The sequence below is a fragment of the Roseicyclus marinus genome (assembly GCF_030163795.1).
Taxonomy (GTDB): Bacteria; Pseudomonadota; Alphaproteobacteria; order Rhodobacterales; family Rhodobacteraceae; genus Roseicyclus; species Roseicyclus marinus.
On sequence record NZ_JASJOF010000005.1, the window covers coordinates 178,889 to 201,077 of the forward strand.

The 22,189-nt window shown below is 66.2% G+C and carries 22 protein-coding genes; 12 read left to right on the top strand and 10 right to left on the bottom strand.

Translation table 11 applies throughout. From position 1 onward, the window contains the following. Window positions 1-247 precede the first annotated feature (247 nt). A complete protein-coding gene (locus QQK63_RS09730) occupies window positions 248-2,173 on the top strand; it encodes a PhoX family protein (RefSeq protein WP_277824689.1) in 1,926 nt (641 codons plus the stop codon). Between the two features lie 165 nt (window positions 2,174-2,338). Here QQK63_RS09730 and QQK63_RS09735 read toward each other — a convergent pair whose 3' ends face one another. Both QQK63_RS09735 and QQK63_RS09740 read right to left on the bottom strand, forming a co-directional pair. Continuing rightward, window positions 2,339-2,686: an antibiotic biosynthesis monooxygenase family protein gene (locus QQK63_RS09735; RefSeq protein ID WP_277824691.1), complete on the bottom strand. Its 348-nt coding sequence runs from the start codon at window positions 2,684-2,686 to the stop codon at window positions 2,339-2,341. Beyond that, complete coding sequence (locus tag QQK63_RS09740; protein WP_277824693.1) at window positions 2,683-3,012, bottom strand: NIPSNAP family protein; 330 nt, start codon at window positions 3,010-3,012, stop codon at window positions 2,683-2,685. The genes QQK63_RS09735 and QQK63_RS09740 overlap by 4 nt, the downstream gene beginning before the upstream one ends. Window positions 3,013-3,088: 76 nt before the next feature. Here QQK63_RS09740 and QQK63_RS09745 point away from each other — a divergent pair, with 76 nt between their 5' ends. Further along, window positions 3,089-3,778, top strand: coding sequence for an ArsR/SmtB family transcription factor (locus QQK63_RS09745; protein ID WP_277824695.1), 690 nt, complete (start codon window positions 3,089-3,091; stop codon window positions 3,776-3,778). Between the two features lie 251 nt (window positions 3,779-4,029). Here QQK63_RS09745 and pnp read toward each other — a convergent pair whose 3' ends face one another. Then, window positions 4,030-6,168 (bottom strand): polyribonucleotide nucleotidyltransferase, encoded by a 2,139-nt coding sequence (gene pnp / locus QQK63_RS09750; protein ID WP_277824698.1) that lies wholly within the window; start codon window positions 6,166-6,168, stop codon window positions 4,030-4,032. A gap of 270 nt (window positions 6,169-6,438) precedes the next feature. Next, window positions 6,439-6,708 carry a 30S ribosomal protein S15 gene (gene rpsO, locus QQK63_RS09755; protein WP_277824700.1) on the bottom strand — a complete coding sequence of 90 codons (270 nt, stop codon included), beginning with the start codon at window positions 6,706-6,708 and terminating at the stop codon, window positions 6,439-6,441. Window positions 6,709-7,114: 406 nt separating this feature from the next. On the opposite strand from rpsO, the gene QQK63_RS09760 reads away from it, so the two are divergent. After that, window positions 7,115-8,338 carry a calcium-binding protein gene (locus QQK63_RS09760; protein ID WP_277824702.1) on the top strand — a complete coding sequence of 408 codons (1,224 nt, stop codon included), beginning with the start codon at window positions 7,115-7,117 and terminating at the stop codon, window positions 8,336-8,338. A gap of 12 nt (window positions 8,339-8,350) precedes the next feature. On the opposite strand, the gene QQK63_RS09765 is transcribed toward QQK63_RS09760, so the two are convergent. Genes QQK63_RS09765 through rbfA form a run of 5 tightly spaced genes read right to left on the bottom strand, consistent with a single transcriptional unit; the run spans window position 8,351 to window position 11,897 of the window. Further along, entirely contained in the window at window positions 8,351-9,241 is an 891-nt protein-coding gene (locus QQK63_RS09765; RefSeq protein WP_277824705.1) for an alpha/beta fold hydrolase, read from the bottom strand. Beyond that, the gene (locus tag QQK63_RS09770) at window positions 9,231-9,755 is read right to left on the bottom strand and encodes a DUF1643 domain-containing protein (protein ID WP_277824707.1); all 525 of its coding nucleotides are present in this window, start codon (window positions 9,753-9,755) and stop codon (window positions 9,231-9,233) included. The genes QQK63_RS09765 and QQK63_RS09770 overlap by 11 nt, the downstream gene beginning before the upstream one ends. A gap of 40 nt (window positions 9,756-9,795) precedes the next feature. Continuing rightward, window positions 9,796-10,701 (bottom strand): tRNA pseudouridine(55) synthase TruB, encoded by a 906-nt coding sequence (gene truB, locus QQK63_RS09775; protein ID WP_277824709.1) that lies wholly within the window; start codon window positions 10,699-10,701, stop codon window positions 9,796-9,798. A gap of 33 nt (window positions 10,702-10,734) precedes the next feature. After that, window positions 10,735-11,481: a phosphodiester glycosidase family protein gene (locus tag QQK63_RS09780; RefSeq protein ID WP_277824711.1), complete on the bottom strand. Its 747-nt coding sequence runs from the start codon at window positions 11,479-11,481 to the stop codon at window positions 10,735-10,737. After that, the gene (gene rbfA, locus QQK63_RS09785; protein ID WP_277824713.1) at window positions 11,481-11,897 is read right to left on the bottom strand and encodes a 30S ribosome-binding factor RbfA; all 417 of its coding nucleotides are present in this window, start codon (window positions 11,895-11,897) and stop codon (window positions 11,481-11,483) included. Before rbfA ends, QQK63_RS09780 begins: the two co-directional genes overlap by 1 nt. A gap of 120 nt (window positions 11,898-12,017) precedes the next feature. Here rbfA and dapB point away from each other — a divergent pair, with 120 nt between their 5' ends. Together dapB and QQK63_RS09795 are read left to right on the top strand one after the other, a co-directional pair. Continuing rightward, window positions 12,018-12,830, top strand: coding sequence for a 4-hydroxy-tetrahydrodipicolinate reductase (gene dapB / locus QQK63_RS09790; RefSeq protein WP_277825917.1), 813 nt, complete (start codon window positions 12,018-12,020; stop codon window positions 12,828-12,830). A gap of 76 nt (window positions 12,831-12,906) precedes the next feature. Next, a complete protein-coding gene (locus QQK63_RS09795; RefSeq protein ID WP_277824715.1) occupies window positions 12,907-13,284 on the top strand; it encodes a dihydrodipicolinate reductase in 378 nt (125 codons plus the stop codon). 75 nt (window positions 13,285-13,359) lie between these two features. Here the strand turns inward: QQK63_RS09795 and QQK63_RS09800 are convergent, their stop codons facing one another. Continuing rightward, on the bottom strand, window positions 13,360-13,551 hold the full coding sequence (locus tag QQK63_RS09800; protein ID WP_277824717.1) for a DUF1674 domain-containing protein: 192 nt from the start codon (window positions 13,549-13,551) through the stop codon (window positions 13,360-13,362). Between the two features lie 69 nt (window positions 13,552-13,620). Between QQK63_RS09800 and QQK63_RS09805 the strand changes: the two genes are divergently transcribed. The 7 genes from QQK63_RS09805 to QQK63_RS09835 all read left to right on the top strand — a co-directional run bounded on the left by QQK63_RS09805 (window position 13,621) and on the right by QQK63_RS09835 (window position 22,174). Next, window positions 13,621-14,871, top strand: coding sequence for an RsmB/NOP family class I SAM-dependent RNA methyltransferase (locus QQK63_RS09805; RefSeq protein WP_277824719.1), 1,251 nt, complete (start codon window positions 13,621-13,623; stop codon window positions 14,869-14,871). 60 nt (window positions 14,872-14,931) lie between these two features. Next, window positions 14,932-16,689: a heparinase II/III family protein gene (locus tag QQK63_RS09810; RefSeq protein WP_277824721.1), complete on the top strand. Its 1,758-nt coding sequence runs from the start codon at window positions 14,932-14,934 to the stop codon at window positions 16,687-16,689. A gap of 16 nt (window positions 16,690-16,705) precedes the next feature. Next, window positions 16,706-18,292, top strand: coding sequence for a bifunctional phosphoribosylaminoimidazolecarboxamide formyltransferase/IMP cyclohydrolase (gene purH / locus QQK63_RS09815; protein ID WP_277824723.1), 1,587 nt, complete (start codon window positions 16,706-16,708; stop codon window positions 18,290-18,292). Window positions 18,293-18,372: 80 nt separating this feature from the next. Further along, on the top strand, window positions 18,373-18,855 hold the full coding sequence (gene lspA / locus QQK63_RS09820) for a signal peptidase II (protein ID WP_277824726.1): 483 nt from the start codon (window positions 18,373-18,375) through the stop codon (window positions 18,853-18,855). A gap of 44 nt (window positions 18,856-18,899) precedes the next feature. After that, on the top strand, window positions 18,900-19,418 hold the full coding sequence (locus QQK63_RS09825) for a DUF3035 domain-containing protein (RefSeq protein WP_277824728.1): 519 nt from the start codon (window positions 18,900-18,902) through the stop codon (window positions 19,416-19,418). Window positions 19,419-19,505: 87 nt separating this feature from the next. Beyond that, a complete protein-coding gene (locus QQK63_RS09830) occupies window positions 19,506-20,864 on the top strand; it encodes a M16 family metallopeptidase (protein ID WP_277824730.1) in 1,359 nt (452 codons plus the stop codon). Further along, the gene (locus tag QQK63_RS09835) at window positions 20,861-22,174 is read left to right on the top strand and encodes a M16 family metallopeptidase (RefSeq protein ID WP_277824732.1); all 1,314 of its coding nucleotides are present in this window, start codon (window positions 20,861-20,863) and stop codon (window positions 22,172-22,174) included. The genes QQK63_RS09830 and QQK63_RS09835 overlap by 4 nt, the downstream gene beginning before the upstream one ends. The last annotated feature ends 15 nt before the right edge of the window (window positions 22,175-22,189 follow it).

Consider the following 22,189-nt stretch of genomic DNA (forward strand, 5'->3'; position numbering starts at 1 on the left):
TCCTTGATAAAGACCCGAGAATCGTCATGAAAACTCAGGATATTTGTGTCCGCTTCCGGCCCTGTGGACAAGTGGCAAGCCTGTCACGAATAGGTCATTGCGGTTTTCGGCGGGTTTTACCCCTTCCGCCGATAGGTTTTCACAATCCCTGTGGACAAGCCGCCCGTTGCCACAAAACCGTTACGCGTTCCGCCTAACCCCGGCGCGCAAGCAACGACTTGCCAGTCCAAGCCAGGGAATGCACCACATGAAAGATATCGATACCAAGCACCTGTCCGCCGACGAGTGGGACGAGCTGAATTTTCCCCGTCCCGAGGTTCAGGATTTCGACCGCGTGGTCGAGCGCGCGATTTCGCGCCGCGGGTTCCTCGGTGGCGTTCTCGCCTTTGGTTCGGGTGCCGCCGTCATGGGCACCGGCCTGTTGAAAGGCACCACCGCGATGGCGCAGCCCGCCTCGCGGTTCCCCTTCATGCCGATCGCGGCGCAGACCGACAACACCATCCACGTCCCCGAAGGCTACAGCTGGGACATCCTCGTGCGCTGGGGCGATCCGCTGTTCCCGGATGCCGCGGATGCGTGGAACCCGCAGACCGGCGTTTCGGTCGAGATGTCCGATCGGGTCTTTGGGGAAAACACCGACGGGATGGAGCTGTTCAACATCGATGGCCGCGAGATCATCGTGATCAACAGCGAATACACCAACCGCGAGGTCAACCTGCCCCATGCCACCGATGGCGTGCCGACGGGTCTCGATGACGTGCGCATCCTCCAGAACTTCCAGGGCGTCAGCGTCATGGAGATCGCCGAAGGGCCGGATGGCTGGGCCGTCGTCGTAGACAGCCCCTACAACCGCCGCATCCACCACAATACGCCGATGACCTTCTCGGGTCCCGCCGCCGGTCACGGCCTGCTCAAGACCGAGGCCGATCCGACCGGCATGGCCTCGCTCGGCACGTTCAACAACTGCGGCTCGGGCCGGACGCCTTGGGGCACCTACCTGACCTGCGAGGAAAACTTCAACGGCTACTTCGGCGCCAACGGCGATCTGCCCGGCGGCATGACCGGCGACGGCTTCCGCCGCTACGGCATCGGGGCCGATGGCTGGGGCTACGATTACCACAAGTGGGACGCCCGTTTCGACGTGACGGCCAACCCCAACGAGCCGCACCGCGCGGGCTATATCGTGGAAATCGACCCCGCGAACCCCGACAGCACGCCGGTCAAGCACACCGCACTCGGCCGCTTGAAGCATGAGAACGCCGCCTATGGCATCGCCGCCGATGGCCGCGTCGCGGTCTACATGGGCGACGACGAGCGGGGCGAGTTCATGTACCGCTGGCTCAGCCGTGACGTCTACGTGCCGGGCGAAGACACCTCGACCCTGCTGGTCGAAGGCGAATTGTCCGTCGCCGTGTTCGAGGATGACATGACCGGCCGCTGGGTTCCGCTGACCCCCGCCACCACCGGCATGGATGCGGCCCATATCGCCGTCTTCACCCGCATGGCGGCAAGCCGCGTGGGGGCGACGACGATGGACCGCCCCGAATGGATCGCGGTGCATCCCAATGCCGCCGAGGCCTATTGCTGCCTCACCAACAACTCGCGGCGCGGCGCGCTGACCGATGCGGGCACCGTGCGCACCAATGCGGGCGGCGACCCGATGACGGTCAACGCGGTCAACCCGCGCGAGACGAACAACTACGGCCAGATCGTGCGCTGGCGGCCCATGGGCGGGGATCACGCCGCCGAGGGCTTCACCTGGGATCTCTACGTCATGGCGGGCAACCCGACCGTGGCCGAAGGCCCGAATGCCGGCACGGCCAACATCAACGCGGGCAACCTGTTCAACTCGCCCGACGGGATGGTGATCGACAGCACCGGCCTGATCTGGATCCAGACCGACGGCGATGACAGCAACGAGGGCGAATTCGCCGGCATGGGCAACAACCAGATGCTGGCGGGCGACCCGGTGACGGGACGCATCGAGCGCTTCCTGACCGGCCCGAACGGCTGCGAAGTGACCGGCCTGTGCTGGTCGTCCGACCGCCGCACCATGTTCGTGGGCATCCAGCACCCCGGCGACAACGGCGGCAACTGGCCCGATTTCGGCGACAGCCTTGCACGCTCGGCGGTGATCGCGGTCAAGCGCACGGATGGCGGGCTGGTCGGCTAAGACCAACCACTCCTGCAAGTCAGACCGCCCCCGGAGCGATCCGGGGGCGGTTGTGTTTGGTCGGTGAAAACAAGGCGGGGGATGGCTGCTTCGAGTCCATTTCCACCGATGCTGCTGGCTGCATGAATGTCAGCTAACGGATCGGTGTCCAAAGCTCTCCAGCGGTCATTCCGTGTGCGCTTTGCGGCTATCGGATGGGGCCTGCGCACGGTCGAACATGCCGTAGTCCCGAATGACGCTGGCGATGCGAAGACGGTAGTTATCAAACACGCCTCTGCGCCCCTTCGCCTGTGCCCCCCGGTGGGCGCTTAGGTTGCGCCAACGTGCGATGGCTGCTTCATCTTCGAAGAATGATAGGGACAGTATTTTACGAGGGTCGGTCAGGCTCTGGAACCGTTCAACCGAGATAAAGCCCTCCATCCTGTCCAGGATCGGACGCATTTCAGCGGCGATATCAAGGTATTCGTCCTTGCGCCCATCTGCCGGTTCGACCTCGAAGATAACCGCAATCATGTTGTGGTTCCGGGGTCGCGGGGCGCGGATGCGAGCTTCAGGAATGTCCTGTCTTCGCGGAGCAGGAACTTCTCTTTTTGGGCAAACTCATAGTTTTCGCGCCCCAGCGGGTCCGCCGCCAATCGCAAGCGATACGTTTCATATTCGGCCAAGCTCGCGACATTGTAGATGCCATAGGCCAAGGTCGATGAGCCTTCGTGCGGGGCAAAATAGCCGATCAGATCAGCCCCGCAGCGCGGGATCGCCTGTCCCCAGTTGCGGGAATACTCCTCAAACTGGGCTCTTTTGGTGGGGTCGATGTGGTAGCGGATGATACAGGTTAGCATTGTCGCCTCCTTCAAGATCGTCTTTCCGCCAAGCTAAACGATTGCATGGAGCAAATGCTTCGACTAGGGTCGAAGTATGAAAGAGGGTCCAGATATTGCTCATACCGCCGCCTTGATCGGTGACCCGGCTCGCGCCAACATGCTGACCGCACTGATGAGTGGTAAGGCCTTGACCGTGAGCGAGTTGGCGGAAGAGGCCGGCGTCACGATCCAGACGGCCAGTTCGCACCTGTCGAAGCTTGAAGCAGGCGGGCTGTTACGCCCCCGTAAGCAGGGTCGGCACAAGTATTTCTCCCTCGCCAATGATGACGTTGCGCACGTTCTCGAAGGACTTATGGGTCTCGCGGCCGGAGCCGGACATTTGCGAAAACGCACTGGTCCAAAAGACGCCGAACTGCGCGAGGCGAGGGTCTGCTACAACCATTTGGCAGGGGACATGGGCACTCAGATGTTCGACAGCCTGATGGCACAGGGGCATATCGTCCTTGAGGACGAAGACCTGAAACTGACCGCCTCGGGCGTAGCGTTCGCGGCAGATTTCGAGATCGACCTTGGCGCTTTGCAAAAGGCGCGCGCGCCCCTTTGCCGCGAATGTCTAGACTGGAGCGAGCGCAGATCGCACCTTGCAGGAAGCCTTGGGAGGGCGTTGCTCACCCGCTTCGAAGAGCTGGCTTGGGCAAAGCGGGATCAGAAAACCCGTGTCGTATCGTTCTCGCATACTGGGGCCAAAGCCTTTCATAGGATGTTTCCAAAAGACCTCGCGTGATGAAACCTGACATTGGCGTTCACGCAGCGAAAGCCCGCTTCGTCCCGCCTAACAGCCACCCCGCGCGACAGGCCTGTATCCTTTGCTGCCGATCATGACACGGCGGTCATCTCCAAGCCAAACACCCCACGCCCCCGCCCGCACCTGAACCACTCGCCAGCCCCCGCAACCGTCACCCACCCCCCAACGAAAACGGGCGCGTCCGTTTCCGAACGCGCCCGCCTGTCATCTGGCAAGTCAAAGGTGGCGGATTACTCCGTTGCTTCCTCGGGCTGCTTTTCCAGCTCCTTGCCGGTTTCCTGATCGACCATCTTCATCGCAAGGCGCACCTTGCCGCGGTCGTCGAAGCCCAGAAGCTTGACCCAGACTTCCTGACCTTCCTTCAGCACGTCCGAAGGATGGTTCAGGCGGCGGTTCTCGATCTGGGACACGTGGACCAGACCATCACGCTTGCCGAAGAAGTTCACGAAGGCGCCGAAATCGACGATCTTCACGACCTTGCCCTTGTAGACGCCGCCAACCTCGGGCTCGGCCACGATCGAATAGATCATGTCGTACGCCTTCTGGATCGAGTCCGCATTGGGGCTCGCGATCTTGATAACGCCATCGTCGTTGATGTCGACCTTGGCACCCGACAGTTCGACGATCTCGCGGATCACCTTGCCGCCCGAGCCGATCACTTCACGGATCTTGTCGGTCGGGATCTGCATCGTCTCGATGCGCGGGGCGTGGATCGAAAACTCGCCCGGTGCCGTCATCGCCTTGGCCATCTCGCCCAGGATGTGCATCCGGCCCGCCTTGGCCTGTGCCAGCGCGGTCTTCATGATCTCGGACGTGATGCCCGCGACCTTGATGTCCATCTGCAGCGACGTGATGCCCTTCTCGGTGCCCGCGACCTTGAAATCCATGTCGCCGAGGTGATCCTCGTCGCCCAGGATGTCGGTCAGGATGCCGTAGGACCCGTCATCTTCCAGCACGAGGCCCATGGCTACGCCTGCGACCGGTGCCTTGAGCGGAACGCCCGCATCCATCATCGACAGCGACCCGCCGCAGACGGATGCCATGGAGGAGGAGCCGTTCGATTCCGTGATCTCGGACACAAGCCGGATCGTGTAGGGGAAATCGGTCGGGGCGGGCAGAACGGCCTGCAGCGCGCGCCATGCCAGTTTCCCGTGACCGATCTCGCGGCGGCCCGGCGAACCCACGCGGCCCACCTCGCCCACCGAATAGGGGGGGAAGTTGTAGTGCAGCATGAAGTTCTGCTTGAACGTGCCATGCAGCGCGTCGATGAACTGCTCGTCATCGCCGGTGCCGAGCGTGGTCACGACCAGCGCCTGCGTCTCGCCGCGCGTGAACAGCGCGGAACCATGGGTGCGGGGCAGAACGGAGGTCTGGCAGTCGATTGCGCGGACCGCATCCAGCGCGCGGCCATCGATCCGGCGGCCGTTCTTGACCACGTCCGAGCGCAGAACCATCGATTCCAGCTTCTTCAGCGCGGAGCCGAGGTTCCCGTCTTCCAGCTGCTCTTCGGTCAGCGTGGCCTTGATCGCATCCTTTGCGGCGGCGACGGCGGCAACGCGTTCCTGCTTGTCGGTGATGGCATAGGCCGCGCGCATCTGCGCCTCGCCTGCCGCCTTCACCACTTCATAGAGCGCCGAGTAATCCGGGGGCGTGAAGTCGAAGGGTTCCTTGGCGGCGTCTTCTGCCAGATCGATGATCAGGTCGATGACCGGCTGGATCTGCTCATGTGCGAAGGTCACGGCGCCCAGCATCTCTTCCTCGGTCAGCTCGTAGGCCTCGGACTCGACCATCATCACCGCCGACTTGGTGCCTGCGACCACAAGGTCCAGACGCTGATCGGGGTTATTGCGCAGGTCCTGCATGTCGTCGACGGTCGGGTTCAGGATGTATTCGCCATCCTCGAAGCCCACGCGGCAGCCCGCGATCGGCCCCATGAAGGGTGCGCCCGACAGCGTCAGCGCGGCCGAGGCCGCGATCATCGCAACGATATCGGGATCATTGACCAGATCGTGCGACAGCACGGTGCACATCACCAGCACTTCGTTCTTGAAGCCCGGCACAAACAGCGGACGGATCGGACGGTCGATCAGGCGCGCGGTCAGCGTTTCCTTTTCGGTCGGACGCGCCTCGCGCTTGAAGAAGCCGCCGGGCACCTTGCCTGCGGCATAGTATTTTTCCTGGTAGTGAACCGTGAGCGGAAAGAAATCCTGCCCCGGCTTCGCTTCCTTGGCGAAGGTCACGTTCGCCATGACGCTGGTTTCGCCCAGCGTGGCGATGACGGTGCCATCGGCCTGGCGGGCGACACGCCCCGTTTCCAGCGTGAGCGTCTCTTCGCCCCACTGCATCGACTTCTTGGTGATATTGAACATCTATCGTTTCCTATCGGGGAGCACTCCCAGGCCCCTTGCCCGGGTCTCCCATGTCTATGGCGGCCCCATTGCCGCCGACCCCTGTCCTTCGCACAACGCCGGGGTCGGAGCGTCACGTCTCAGATGGGCGCGCCATAGCCCAGTTTCGCCCACAAAGAAAGGGGCATCCTCCCGCAGGGCGCGCTGCAGCGGGGGCTGGCCTGTCTATAGGGCAGACATGAAAACGCCCCGCCAGGGCGGGGCGCGATCTTGTGCCACGGGGGCTTTGCCTCAGCGGCGGATGCCGAGGCGGCCGATCAGGTCGGTGTAACGGCCTTCATCCTTGGCCTTGAGGTAATCCAGAAGCTTGCGGCGCTGGGCCACCATCATCAGAAGGCCACGACGCGAGTGGTTGTCCTTCTTGTGGCTCTTGAAGTGCTCGGTCAGCGTGGAAATGCGGCTGGTCAGGATCGCAACCTGAACCTCGGGCGAACCGGTGTCGCCGGGCTTGGTCGCGAATTCGGTCATCAGACGCTGCTTTTCTTCGGGCGTAATCGACATCGGGGTCTCCTTTCAAAAGGGTGATGGCACAAGCCGGGATGTCGTCCAGCAGGGCCCATGGAGGTATCGCGCACCATCATGGCGCGGATGCGGGCGTATAGGCTGCATGTGGCCCCTTGGAAAGGGGGTTGGCGGCCAAGACGCGAAAACCGGCCGCTTTCGCGCCACGGCCCTGCCCTTCGACGTGACTTTCCCGCCCGGATCGCGGAAATTTCAGTCCCGTTAACACATCGGGCCGCATTTTGTGGCATGGCAAAGGCACATTTCGCGCGGCTCGGCACCCGAATCGGCTGGCCGCGCCTCTCCTGTCCGATGTTGCCGGGCGGGTCCGGTTCGTCAGAAGGCGACCCCTGCGGCGCAGAAGCGCGGGATTTCCACGACGACCCTGTACGAGTGAGGACGCGCGATGTTGGCGGCTGGCGGGCTTCTGATACTGATGGCGATGGGATACGCCGTAAGCGGCATGGTCGCGGATGGCGACGATGGGGCCGCGGCGCAGGATACGGCGGGTGCCGCCGATCCGGATGCCCCCGAACTCTCCGACGGTACGGCGATCACCGGCAATTCCGATCTTCTCACCCTGCTGTTCGAAGACGAGGACGACACACCCGCTGACACTCCTCAAGAGGACGGGGGCGACCTCACCCCGCAGCAGGTCGATGTCGACAGCGGCGAAACCTCGCCCCCCGCAACCATGGGCGACGATGCCGCCTCAAACGGCGGCGGCCTGCTGATCGAGGGGACGGAGGGGAACGACACCCTGACCGGAACCGATGGCGACGACACGCTCGACGGCTACGCGGGCGACGACCTCCTCGACGGCGGTACAGGCGACGATCTCTTGCGCGGACGCGAGGGGATGGACAGCCTTTTGGGCGGCGGCGGCAATGATGCGATCACCGGCGGCCCCGGCGATGACCGGATCGAAGGCGGGACCGACACCGACATGCTTGTCGGCAACGAAGGCAATGACACGATCCTCGGCGGTGCCGGCGCCGACGAGGCCTATGGCGAAGACGGAGACGACCTGATCGACGGCGGCACCGGCACCGATTTCCTCGTGGGAGGCGACGGGCACGACACGATCACGGGCGGCACCGACGACGACCTGCTCTTCGGCAATGACGGCGACGACAGCCTGTCCGGCGAAGATGGCGACGATTACCTTCAGGGCGGTTTCGGGGCGGATACTCTGTCGGGCGGGGCGGGCAACGACCGGCTCGACGGCACCTTCGCCGCGGGCGATTCCCTCTTTGGTCCCGTCGACGAGGATCAGGGCGACATCCTTGACGGTGGCGATGGCGACGACACGATCGTCGTCGGCGCGGGCGATCTGGCGACCGGCGGAGCGGGGGCCGACCTCTTTGCAACCGGCAGCTTCATCCAAGCCGCCGAACTGGCCGGTACGGTGACGGATTTCGACGCCGCTCAGGACGTGATCGAGGTCATGTTCGACCCCGCCTTGACGCCCGATCCCGTCATCACGGTGCAGGATTTCCCTGATGGCAGCGGGGCGCATATCCTGTTCAACGGCGACATCATCCTCAGCGTCAGCGGCGCACAGGGTCTCGACCCCGCCCTGATCCAGTTGCGCAGCGTCACCCTCGACGCCGTGGCCGAAACCGCCTGACCCGACCGCGCCCTAGCCCCGGAAATGCGGCAGCATCGCCGCAAGGAAGGCGTCCGGCGCTTCCTCCATGGCGAAATGGCCGCAGCCGTCGATCTCGGCCCCGGTGACATCCTCGGCCCAGTGCCGCCAGATGCCCAACGGATCGCCCGTGCGCGCCGGAAACCCGTGCCGCCCCCAGACAAAGCGCACGGGGGCCGCAATCTTGCGCCCCGCCGCGCGATCCGCCTCGTCCAGCGCCCGGTCGATCGTGGCGCCCGCCCGGTAATCGGCACACATCGCCGCGACCCGCGCCGGATCGCCCGCCTGCCGCAGGTAGCTGTCGAGCGCCTCGGGCGAAAACGGCGACAAATCGCTCGCCAACGTCCAGCTTGCCAGCGTCCGCGCCACATAGCCCGCCCCATCCGCCCCGATCAGGTTTTCGGGCAGGGGCGCAGGCTGCGCCAAAAACGTCCAGTGATAGGCCTTGAGCGCAAGCTCCGCCGACCATGCCGCCCAAAAATCGGCGGTCGGCACGATCTCCACGATCCCCAGCCGGTCCACCCGCCCCGGATGATCCAGCGCCATCCGGTATGCCACCCGCGCGCCTCGGTCATGCCCGATGACATGCGCCCGCCCGAGGCCCAGCGCCTCCATCAGACCGACGACATCCTGCGCCATGCGCCGCTTGGCGTAGACGCCATGCTCCGCATCATCGTGCGGCGCGTCACTCTCGCCATAGCCGCGCAGGTCGGGGATGATGACGTCGAACTCCCGCGCCAGAACCGGGGCCACCCGGTGCCACGCCATATGCGTCTGCGGATAGCCGTGCAGCAGGATCATTGCAGGCCCCGACCCGCCGCGATGCACCGACAGCGTCACGTCACCCACGGAAATCCGCGACTGGCTGAACCCCTCAATGGCCATGATCCGAACCCTCCCAAAGCTGCGGCTGCACCTCGTAGCCGATGTAAAGCGGATGCTTGGGATGCCCCGCCTTGCTCAGGCCCAGATGCCAAAGGGACGAACCCGCCCCCCGAAGCAAGGATTCCACCTGCGGCCCCCGGTCCAGATGCGCGCCATGCGTGCCCCAGGCGCAGATCACCCGGTCCGCCCAGGGCAGCGCGGCAAGGATCGCGGCATCATTCCCCGGCCCGACCGGATCGGCGGCGGCCCGCATCACCCGCGGATCGGTCGCCCGATAGGCAAAGATGTTGAGCACCCGGAACGCGCCGAACCCCAAGGCCCGCGCCCGCCTCTCGCAGCGTTCGACCGTGGGATCATTCTGCACCTCGGTCGCGGTCGAGGGGTTGAGCATGACAAAGGCCGCCCGCGGCCCGCCCCCGTCCCAGACCCGCGTCAGCGTGTAGCGATAGACCTCGCACTCGGAATATTCCGCGACAGAGGCGGCATCGCCCTTGAGGTGGTGGCGCGTGATCATGCCCCGGTGATGCCCCGCGCGCCCGGCGCAGGCAAGCCTGTCACAGGTTGAACACCCGCTCGGGATGCAACTCCGCGCCCTTCAGACGCCCCACCGCCACCGGCTGCCCCTGAAACGACGCCCAAGCCAGATCACCATATTCCGCCGCCCCCGGCAGAACCTGACCGGGGTTCCCGTTCCTGAGCCGCGCCGCCCCCGCTTCCGTCGCCTTCAACTCGGGCAGATCGGCCAAGGCCATGGACACGGGATGCAGCAGCGCGTCGATCTCGGGCGTGCGGGCCAGCGCTTCGATCCGGTCCATCGTCACCGCATCCTCGATATCGAAGGGGCCAACCCATGTCCGCCGCAACCGCAGGACATGGCCCAGACAGGACAGAACCTGCCCAAGGTCGCGCGCGATCGACCGGACATAACCGCCCGAACCGCAGACGAACTGCAACTCGGCATGATCCGCATCGGGCATGGCCGTAAGCTCCAGCGCATCGACATAAAGCGGTCGTGCGGCAAGCTCCATCGTCTCGCCCCCCCGCGCGATGTCATAGGCGCGCTCGCCATCCACCTTCACGGCGGAAAACTGGGGCGGAACCTGCTGGATATCACCCACGAACCGGGGCAGGGCTGCGCGGATCTCTTCCGCGCTCGGTCGCGCCTGAGAGGTGGCGATGATCGCGCCCTCGGCATCGTCCGTCGTGGTGGCAGCCCCCCAACGCACGGTGAAGTCGTAGCCTTTCAACGCCTCGCCCAGATAGGGAATCGTCTTGGTCGCCTCGCCCAAGGCCACGGGCAACATCCCGGTCGCATCGGGGTCCAGCGTGCCCGCATGGCCCGCCTTTTTGGCCTCGAAGGCCCAGCGCAGCTTGTTGACCACGGCGGTCGAGGTCAGCCCCGCAGGCTTGTCGACCAGAAGCCAGCCCGAAACGTCCCGCCCCTTGCGACTGCGACCCATGCTCAGACCTCCCTCCGTGGAAAGATCGGCGGGCTACCCGCCTGACGGGGCCGCGTCAACCACCGTGCCGATGATCGGCCCGATCGGCAGACCGATATCGGCCCGCCCGATCCCCGGCGCATAGAGCCGCGACACCCGCCCATCGAAATACAGCGCCTGCGGCACGCCCAGATAATCCCGGAAGAACCGGGCAAAATGGTGGAAATTCACCGGCGCATCCGAAATCACCAGATGCAGCACCCGCCCATCATCCTCGACGCCCACGCCGTTGCGGATGTTGCGGCTGCTGCCATCGGCGATGAAGCGCGGGTGCAGCGCGCCGTCGATCACCAGCATCGGCCCCGACTGGGTGGCATCCCGGCACTCGGGCGGATTGTCGGCATAGGCCCGGCTTTCGACGATCGCCGCCGATCCACCCTGCAGACACAACACGCCATTTGGCAAAAGCCCGAAATTCCCCGGCCCGGCCGAGGTGATGACGCGCATCTCCTCAACACCATCCTCGATATAGAGGCCCACGGGCGCGCGATCCTCGTGGAACATGCCCGCGTTCATCGCGACGCCCAGTTTCTTGTCCGGGGCCAAATCCGTCTCGACGCGGGTAAAGCTGCCATAGACGGCACCATCCCCGTCGCGCAGAAAGAGGCGCAGATCGTCTTGTGCCAGATCCACCCGGCAGGTCGTGAACGGCGCGCCACCGAACTCCACGGTTTCGCAGCCCAACGCCGGCACGGACCAAAAGCCCGCCAACACAACCCCGAGGATCAGGCGGCGGGGCATCACGCCTCCTCCTCCGCCTCATCCCCCCCAAGGTCGCGGCGCACCTCGTCGCGGTCGAACAGCGCGCGCGTCTCGTCCATCCGGTCAAAGGTCTCGTCGATCAAGAACCGCAGGTCGGGCGCGTATTTCAACGACATGTCGCGCATGATGGCGCGGCGCAATTCACCCCGGTTGCGCTTGAGCGCGGTGATCGCATCCTCGCGCCGCCCGCCACCCAGCGGCATCACATAAACCGTCGCGATCTTCAGGTCGGGCGAGGTCCGCACTTCGCCCACCGTGATCGACATGGCGTTCAATTCCGGGTCATGCACCTCGCCCCGCGCCAGCACCTGGCTCAGGACACGCCGGATCAATTCGCCCACGCGAAGCTGTCGCTGCGACGGGCCCGCGCCCTCGGAATGCCGGTTCTTTGCCATGGCTCGCCTGTCTGTTCCCTCCCCCGCACTTAGGAGATGCGCCGCCCCCCCGCAAGCGACGCCTTCCCGCGCGGGCGTCGTTCCGCTATCAGCGGGGCCGGAATGACGAAGGGTGAAGACATGGGCGACAGCGTCGGAATCGCGGTGATGGGTGCCTCGGGGCGGATGGGTCGGATGCTGATCGACACCATCACCGCCTCGGACAAGGCGCATCTGGTGGGCGTGACCGAACGCCCCGGCCATCCTTGGGTCGGCCACGATCTGGGCGAGGCGCTGGGTGGTGCGGCCAATGGCGTTGCCGTCCATGACGACCCGCTCGAGGTGATCGTCAAGGCGCAGGCGGTGATCGATTTCACGACGCCCACGGCCACCCTCGCCCATGCCCAGCTGACCGCGCAGGCGCGCTGCGTCCATGTCATCGGCACCACCGGCCTCAGCGACAGCGATATCGCGGCGCTCGATGCCGCCGCGCGCCATGCCGTGATCGTGCGCGCGGGCAACATGAGCCTCGGGGTCAACCTCCTGACCCGTCTGGCGCAAGAAGTTGCCCATGCCCTCGACGCCGATTTCGACGTTGAAATCGTCGAGGCCCACCACAAGCACAAGGTCGATGCCCCCTCCGGCACCGCGCTCATGCTGGGCGAGGCGGTGGCGCGCGGGCGTGGCGTCGATCTCGCGGATGTCTCCGACCGGGGCCGCGACGGCATGACCGGGGAACGCCGCCGGGGCGACATCGGCTTTGCCGCGATCCGGGGCGGCGACATCGTCGGCGAACATGACGTGATCTTTGCAGGGGCCGGCGAACGCATCATCTTGCGCCATGTCGCGACCGATCGCGGCATCTTCGCGCGCGGCGCGCTCAAGGCCGCGCTCTGGGGTCAGGGCAAGGCGCCCGGCCACTACTCGATGATGAGTGTTCTGGGCTTGGCATGAATCCGCCGATCGCTTGATTTTCAAGCCTCTCTGGCTATCTCGCTACAGCGTCATCAGTAGCTGGAGAGTGTCCGCAATGACCCGTTCCATCCCTGCCCTGCCCGGTGCAATGGCAGGTGCCATCCTGTGCCTTTTCGTGGCTGAACCCGTCGCCGCCGAAGACTTCAGCGTCGTCAACAGCGCCGACCGTTTCGTGTCGCTGGTCAGCGGCCGCGAATTGCGACGCTTCGGCATAAGGCTGAACGTCACGCCCGAAGGCGAAATCGTGGGCCGCGCCTTCGGTGCGCCGGTCACGGGTGCATGGACATGGCAGGGCGGCTATTTCTGCCGTGACCTGTTCTGGAACGGCGATGACCTCGGCTACAATTGCCAATTGGTGGAGGAAAGTGGCGACACCCTGCGCTTCACCTCCGACCAAGGGTCAGGGATGTCGGCGGACCTGAACCTTCGGTGATGCCGTCTTGGGGGGCTAGGCAGGACGCGACGTCCGGCACACGGACCCTGCACCCTCACAACATCTCGCCACCGCTCAGAAATCGATCGCGATGCCCTTCTTTTCCCAATCGCCGTAGCGCACCGGCTCGGGCCCGTCCCGTCCGCCCAACTCCACCGGCAGGTCGAGGTCCTTGGCGGCCTTGCGCCGTGCCTCGGCCTCGGCCAACGCACGTTGCGCGGCGGGGGGCAGGTGCGACAGGTCGCGGCTCTCGGTCTCATCGGACATGGCGGAAATCCTTGTCGTTGACGCCTGCCTGATATACCCCGCAAACCTTCTGGAACAAGGGCGGGTTGCATGGGGCTCGAAGCACGACAGGCGGCACTGCGCACGCTCGACGGCGTTCTGCGGGACAAACGGATGCTGGCCCATCTGCCGTCTGAAACGCGCCTTGCCCCCGCCGATCAGGCCCGCGCGGCACGGCTTGCCTCGCTCGTCCTGCGCCACCTCGGCCCGCTCGACGCCTGCATCGCCCCCTATCTCGACCGCAAGCCGCCGCTTCCCGCGCTGATGATCCTGCGCCTCGCCGCAGCCGAGCTTCTGATCGCGGGCGAGGATGCGCATGGCGTGGTCGACAGCGCCGTCACGCTGGCCAAGCGCGGCAAAGGCACGGCCCGGATGGCGGGCATGGTCAATGCCGTCTTGCGCAAACTGGCCGTCGAAGGGCCCGAACGGTTGGCGCTGGAACCGCCGCAGCGCCTGCCGGGCTGGATCGCGGGGCCGGTCAAGAAACGCTGGGGCGCTGAAACGCTTCGCGCGATCGAGGCGGCGCACCTGCCGCTCCCCCCAATCGACCTGACCGTCAAGCCGGGTGCCGCCCCCGACCTTCCCGGCGCGATCCGTCTGCCCACGGGCAGCCTGCGCGTTCCCGCCGGAACACAAATCACGGCGCTTCCCGGCTACGACAGCGGCGATTTCTGGGTGCAGGATGCCGCCGCCGCCCTGCCCGTGCGCCTTCTGGGCGATGTGGCAGGCCTGCGCGTGCTCGACCTCTGCGCGGCTCCGGGCGGCAAGACGCTGCAACTCGCGGCGATGGGGGCCGCGGTCACCGCGCTCGACATGTCGCAGGCCCGCATGGCGCGGGTGGAACAAAACCTTGCCCGCACCGGCCTGTCGGCCGCCTTGGCCGTGGTCGACGCGCTCGACCATGACGCGCCCGCTTATGACGCGATCTTGCTCGATGCGCCCTGCACCGCCACCGGCACGATCCGCCGCCATCCCGACCTGCCCCATGTCAAACCCTGGACCGAGGTGGAACCACTGACCCGCCTCCAGATGCGCCTGATCGACCATGCGCTGCGCCTCCTGAAACCCGGCGGCAGGCTGGTCTTCTGCACCTGTTCCCTTTTGCCGGTCGAAGGCGAATTCCAGATCACCGCCGCGCTCAAACGGCACGAGGGGCTGCGTGTGATCCCTGCCGATGCCCCCGCTTTGGGCGGAGATATTGCATGGCAAAGCCCCGAGGGCGGATTGCGCCTTCGCCCCGATTTCTGGCCCGATCTGGGCGGCATCGACGGCTTCTACATGGCTTGCCTTACCCGCCCGTGACTCTGGCCCGACCGCCGCGTATCCTGCCTGCAAAAATCATGGCCCGAGCAGCTTGACCCGATGACCGACCACCCCGACAGCGCCATCGCCGCACCGCCCCCGGGGGGCAGGGTGCGCGCCGCCGACCGCTGGGCGGCGCGGCGCGCGGGGCTGACCGGGCCGACGATCCGCGGCTTCCTGTGGCAACCTGAACCCAGTTTCTCGGGGTCCGAGGCGCGCGGGCGGCAGCTGATGGCGGGCAATCTCGTCTTCGCCGGGCATCTCGTCGAAACGGCGGGCCGCCTGCCTTGGGACATCGCCCCACCCTCCGAGGCCTTTCTCGAGGCGCTGCACGGGTTCGACTGGCTCGACGATCTCGCCACCATTCCGGCGGGCGCGGGCCGCAAGCAGGCGCAGGATTGGCTGTCGGGCTGGATGCAGCGCTTCGGGCGTGGCGGCGGCCCCGGCTGGACACCGGACCTGACCGGGCGACGCCAGATGCGGCTCGTCACCCACGCACTCTTCGTGATGAACGGACAAACGCCCGAGGATCGCAAACGTACCTTCGCCCTACTTGGCCGACAGGCCGGGTTTCTCCAGTCGCGCTGGCGGCAGACGCCTCCGGGCCTTTCGCGGTTCCGCGCGCTGTCGGGCCTGATCTATTCCGCCTGTGCGCTGACGGGCATGGAAACGGCGCTTCAACCCGCGCTCCGCGGTCTGGCGCAGGAATGCGCGACCCGGATCGACGGGACCGGCGGCATCGCCTCCCGCAACCCCGAGGAATTGCTCGAAGTGTTCCACCTGCTGACTTGGGTGGCCGCGATCCTCAAGGATATCGGCAAGGCGCCCGACCCGGCGATCAACACCGCCATCGGGCGCATCGCGCCCACGCTGCGCAGCCTGCGCCACGCCGATGGCACGCTGGCGCGGATGCAAGGCGGCGGGCGCGGCGCACCGGGACGGCTGGATGCGGCGCTGGCCCGGTCCAATGTCCGGCCCTCGCGGGTCAAGGGGCTGGCCATGGGCTATGCGCGGCTGGGCGGGCGGCGCGTGTCGCTGATCGTCGATGCCGCACCGCCCCTGCTGGGTCCGGGCAGCTTCGACGCCCATGCCTCCACCCTCGGCTTCGAGCTGGTGTCGGGCCGCCAGCCCGTCATCGTCTCGGCAGGCTCAGGCAAACGCTTCGGCACCGCATGGCGCAGGGCAGGGCGCGCCACGGCCAGCCATTCCACCCTGTCGCTTCTGGGCTATGCCAGCGCGCGCCTGGCCCGCGGCGGCGAACGCCAGGACCCAGAACGGCAGGATTTCATCAGCGGCCCCACCAAGGTCGAGGTGCAGGAAGCCGAGATGAAGACCGCCGATGGCATCGCGCTCTCGCATGACGGATGGCGACAGACCCACGGGCTTGTGCACCTGCGTTCCCTCCAGCTTGACCGCGACGGCAGCCTTCTGCGCGGCGAGGATGGTCTGGCCGCCATGACCGAACGCGACCGCGCGACGCTTGACCGCGTCCTGTCGCGCCTGCCCCGCGACCTCGGCCTGCGCTACGCCGTCCGCTTCCACCTGCACCCCGACGCCACCGCCGAGATCGACATGGGCGGCACCGCCGTTTCCATCCAATTGCCGGGCCGGGAAACATGGGTGTTCCGCTACGGCGGCGAGGCCAAACTGACGCTGGAGCCGTCGATCTATCTCGACGGATCGCGGGTCAAACCGCGCGCGACAAAACAGATCGTTCTCACCGGCGCGCTGACCGGCTATGGCAGCGCGGTGAGCTGGACACTCGCCCGCCCCGTTGGCCTGTTGCCCGCGCCCGGCGGAGACGAGACAGAGGACTGAGAGGACAATCCCCATCATGACCGATACCGTGCCGCCGCGCCGCGCGCTGATTTCCGTGTCCGACAAGACCGGACTGATCGAGTTTGCCACCGCGCTGGCGGGACATGGGGTCGAGCTTCTGTCGACCGGCGGCACCGCCAAGGCGCTGCGCGACGCGGGCCTGCCCGTCCGCGACGTGGCCGAGGTGACGGGGTTCCCCGAGATGATGGATGGCCGCGTCAAGACGCTGCACCCCATGGTTCATGGCGGGCTGCTGGCGCTGCGCGACAATGCCGACCACCTTGCCGCCATGGAAACCCATGGGATCGGCGCGATCGACCTTCTGGTGGTCAATCTCTACCCGTTCGAGGCCACCGTCGCCTCCGGTGCAGCCTATGACGATTGCATCGAGAACATCGATATCGGCGGCCCCGCGATGATCCGCGCCGCGGCCAAGAACCACGCCTTCGTCGGTGTCGTCGTCGATACCGAAGATTACGCCGACGTGCTGGCCCAACTCGCGGAACATGGCGGCACCACGCTTGCCTTCCGCCAGCGTCTGGCGCGCACCGCCTACGCCCGCACCGCCGCCTATGACGCCGCCGTCTCGACCTGGATGGCCGCGGCGCACGGCGACACCACGCCCCGCCGCCGCGCCTTTGCGGGCGTGCTCAGGCAGACCATGCGCTACGGCGAGAACCCGCACCAGCAGGCCGCCTTCTACACCGACGGCTCGGGCCGCCCCGGCGTCGCCACCGCCCGCCAGCATCAGGGCAAGGAGCTGAGCTACAACAACATCAACGACACCGACGCGGCCTTCGAACTGGTGGCCGAATTCGCCCCCGATCAGGGCCCGGCCTGCGCCATCATCAAACATGCCAACCCCTGCGGCGTGGCGCGCGGCACGACGCTCCTCGACGCCTATCGCAAGGCGTTCGATTGCGACCGCACCAGCGCCTTTGGTGGCATCGTCGCCCTGAACCAGCGGCTTGACGCCGCCACCGCCGAGGAGATCGTCAAGATCTTCACCGAGGTCGTGATCGCCCCCGAAGCCGATGACGACGCCATCGCGATCTTTGCCGCGAAAAAGAACCTCCGCCTTCTGACCACGGGCGCGCTGCCCGACCCGCGCCAGCCGGTTCTCGCCTACAAACAGGTCGCAGGCGGGCTTCTGGTGCAGGACAAGGATACGGGCTTCGTCCCCGAAACAGACCTGCGCGTCGTCACCAAACGCGCGCCCAGCGACGCCGAATTGGCCGATTTGCGCTTTGCCTGGACCGTCGCCAAGCATGTGAAATCCAATGCCATCGTCTATGTCCGCGACGGCGCGACCGTGGGTGTCGGCGCGGGCCAGATGAGCCGGGTCGACAGCTCCACCATCGCCGCGCTCAAGGCGGGCCGGATGGGGGCCGACCTCGGCCTGTCTGATACGCCCGCCAAAGGGTCGGTCGTCGCCTCCGACGCCTTCTTCCCCTTCGCCGATGGCCTGATGGCCGCCGCCGAGGCGGGGGCGACCGCCATCATCCAGCCCGGCGGGTCGATGCGCGATGACGAGGTGATCGCGGCAGCCGATGCGGCAGACCTCGCCATGGTCTTTACCGGGATGCGCCATTTCCGGCATTGACGTTCGGTAGGGTGCGCCTTCAGGCGCACCTCCGATCATTTGCCCGACGCCACCACGCGACACCAAGGACACGAGGCTTGATGAAACTGCTGCTGATATCCGCCGCGATCTGGTTCGCGCTCGACCAAGGGTCGAAATACGCTGTGGTCCACGCCATGGACCTGATCTCGCGCGGGGTGATCGAGGTCGCGCCGCCCTTCCTGACCTTCAAGATGGGCTGGAATACCGGCATCAACTTCGGCCTTTTCTCCGGTGGCCCCGAGGTGACGCGCTGGATCCTGATCGCCATCGCCATCGCCATCACCTCCTGGCTCACATGGTGGGCAAGAAACGGCCTGACGCGGCCCATCGCGCTGATTTCGGCGGGCGCCGTGGTGGGCGGGGCGCTCGGCAACACGCTCGACCGGCTGGTCTATGGCGCGGTGGCCGATTTCCTGAACATGTCGTGCTGCGGCATCGTCAATCCCTTCGCCTTCAACGTGGCCGATATCGGCATCTTTGCAGGTGCCTTGGGCTTGCTGATCTTCGCCAATGACAGCAAGATGGGCCGTGACGGGGCGTGAGATTTGCGTTAGACCCGCCCCCGTGACCGACGAAGGATGACGCGATGCCGCGCCTGATGACAACGCTGACGCTTGGTGCCGCGCTGGTCGCGCTGGCGGCTTGCGGGCGGGGTGATCCGCAGCTGATGAACCTGCGCAACACCGAATCCGGTCCCGACGAATTCGCGATCCTGCCCACCAATCCGATCGAGATTCCGACCGATCTGGCGTCCCTGCCGCAACCGACACCGGGCGGCATGAACCGCGTCGATCCCGACCCCGAGGCGGATGCGATCCGCGCGCTCGGTGGCGATGTGGCCCGCGCCAACCGGGCGGCGGGCGATATCGTCACCTATGCCGCACGCTTCGGCGTGACCCCGGATATCCGGGGCACGCTCGCGGCCGAAGATCTGGCCTATCGTTCTGAAAACCGGGGGCGTCCGGTGGAGCGGCTGTTCAACCTGAACGTCTATTTCGATGCCTACCGCCCCATGGCGCTGGACCGCTACGCGGAGCTTGAGCGCCTGCGCCGCGCCGGCGTGCGGACCCCCGCTGCCCCGCCCGAGGGCATCGAGCTGGATTGATGCGGATCACGGGACCGTCATGGCCCGTTGATGCCACGCTCCGGCTGCTTATCTCTATCTCGATACTGGCTGAACCGGAGAGTGCCGATGCTGCACCGCCTTGCGCTGGCCCTCGGGCTGATCCTCACCCCCTTGGCCGTCCATGCGGCGGGCGACATCGCCGATTTCACGCTCGAAAACGGGATGCAGGTCGTCGTGATCGAGGATCACCGCGCCCCGGCGGTCACCCACATGGTTTGGTACCGCGTCGGTGCCGCCGATGAACCCCCCGGCCAATCCGGCATCGCGCATTTCCTCGAACACCTGATGTTCAAGGCGACCGATACCATGGCCTCGGGCGAGTTCAGCGCCGTGGTCGAGGCGAATGGCGGGTCGGACAACGCCTTCACATCATGGGATTACACCGCCTATTTCCAGCGCGTCGCCACCGACCGTCTGGGCCTGATGATGCAGATGGAGGCCGACCGGATGCGCAACCTGCGCTTCGACCCGGCCGAGGTCGCGACCGAACGCTCCGTCATTCTCGAAGAACGGGCGCAGCGCGTGGACAGTTCGGCCGGCGCGCTCTTCAACGAACAGGCGCGCGCCGCACTCTTTCTCAACCACCCCTACGGCATTCCCATCATCGGCTGGCGCCACGAGATGGAGACGCTCGACGTCGATCACCTGCAAGCCTTCTACGACAGCTGGTATCACCCCAACAACGCGATCCTGATCGTCGCGGGCGATGTCACGCCCGACGAAGTGCGCGCACTGGCCGAGGAACATTACGGCCCGATCCCGGCCTCGGATGCCCTGCCGCCGCGCCTGCGCCCGCTGGAGCCGCCCCATATCGCGGATCGGCGGCTGGTCTACGAGGATGCCCGCGTGGCCAATCCCTATGTCTCGATCCAGATGCTCGCGCCGGTGCGTGAACCCGGCGATCAGGCCGAGGCGGCGGCATTGGTCTACCTGGCCGAGATCCTCGGCGGCGGTCAAACCTCCCTCCTGTCGCGGCGGCTGCAAAACGAGGAACAGCGCTCGCTCTACGCCGCCGCCTTCTACGATTCCACCAGCGTCGATCCCTCCGGCTTCACCCTCGTGAACATCCCCGTTCCCGGCGTATCGCTCGAAGAGGCCGAGGCCGATCTTTGGCGCATTGTCGAGGGCTTTCTCGCCGATGGCATCGACCCCGAACAATTCGAACGGATCCGCTTCCGCATCGAGGCGGGCGAGATCTACGAAGAGGATGACACCGCGGGGCTTGCGCGCAGCTATGGCGTGGACCTCTCCACCGGGCTCGGCATCGCCGATATCGAGGGTTGGACCGACACCCTTGCCGCCGTCACCCCCGAGGACGTGATGGAGGCGGCCCGGCGGCTCTTCAGCGACCCCTCGACTGTCACGGGCTACCTTGTCCGGCCACAGGACAATGCCCAAGCCGATTCCGCGGAGGTTGGCCAATGATCCCCCGTCTCGCCGCCGCGCTCTGCGCGATCTGGTTCGCCCTACCCGCGCTTGCCACCATCGACATCGAGGAAGTCACCTCTCCCGGCGGGATCGAGGCTTGGCTGGTCGAGGATCATTCGATCCCCTTCGTCGCGCTCGAATTCTGGTTCGTCGGCGGTTCGGCGCTGGATGCGCCCGAGGCGCGCGGCGCGACCTACCTGATGATGGGCCTGCTCGAGGAAGGCGCGGCTGACATGGACGCGCAAGCCTTCGCCGCCGAGGTCGAGGGGCTCGCCACCGCCTTCAGCTTCGACGCCGCCGGCGATGCCGTGACCGTCAGCGCCCGCATGCTGACCCAGAACCGGACCGAGGCCGCCGATCTGCTGCGCGCGGCCCTTGTCGAACCCCGCTTCGACGAAGACGCCATCGAACGCGTCCGCGGGCAGGTCCTGTCGATCATCGAAGGCAATGCCCGCAATCCGTCGGACATCGCGCGCACGACCTTCAACGCCATGGCCTATGGCGACCATCCCTACGGCACCCCGCAAGAAGGCAGCGTGGACAGCGTCACCGCGCTCACCCGCGACGATATCCTCGCCGCCCATCGCGCCGCCCTGACCCGCGACCGCGTCGTCGTGGGGGCGGCGGGCGACATCACCGCCGAGGAACTGGGCGCGCTCATCGACCGCATCCTTGGCGATCTGCCCGCCGAGGCCCCGCCCCGCCCCGATCCGGTCACGCTCGACCTGCCCGGCGGCATCACGGTGGTGGATTTCCCCAGCCCGCAATCGGTCGCGTTTTTCGGCCATGCCGGCATCGACCGCGACGACCCCGATTTCTTCGCCGCCTTCGTGCTGAACCAGGTCTTGGGCGGCGGCGGTTTCCGCTCCCGCCTGATGGAAGAGGTGCGCGTCGCCCGCGGCCTGACCTATGGCATCGGCAGCTTCCTGTCGCTGGCCGACCTTTCGCCCGCGATCCTCGGGCAATTCTCCTCCTCGAACGAATTGGTGGCCGAGGCGATCGAGGTGGTCCGCGCCGAATGGTCCGACCTCGCCCAGAACGGCATCACCGAGGAAGAGCTGGAGGCCGCCAAACGCTACATGACCGGCGAATATCCGCTGCGGTTCGATGGCAACGGAACCATCGCGGGCATCCTTGCCTCGATGCAATCCGACGACATGCCGGTCGATTACATCACCAACCGCAACAGCTATATCGAAGCGGTGACCCTCGAGGATGTGCGCCGCGTCGCGGCCCGCCTCCTCGATCCCGAGGCGCTGCATTTCGTCGTGGTCGGACAGCCGCAAAACGTATCGCCCGGCAATTGACGAGACAGTCTTTGA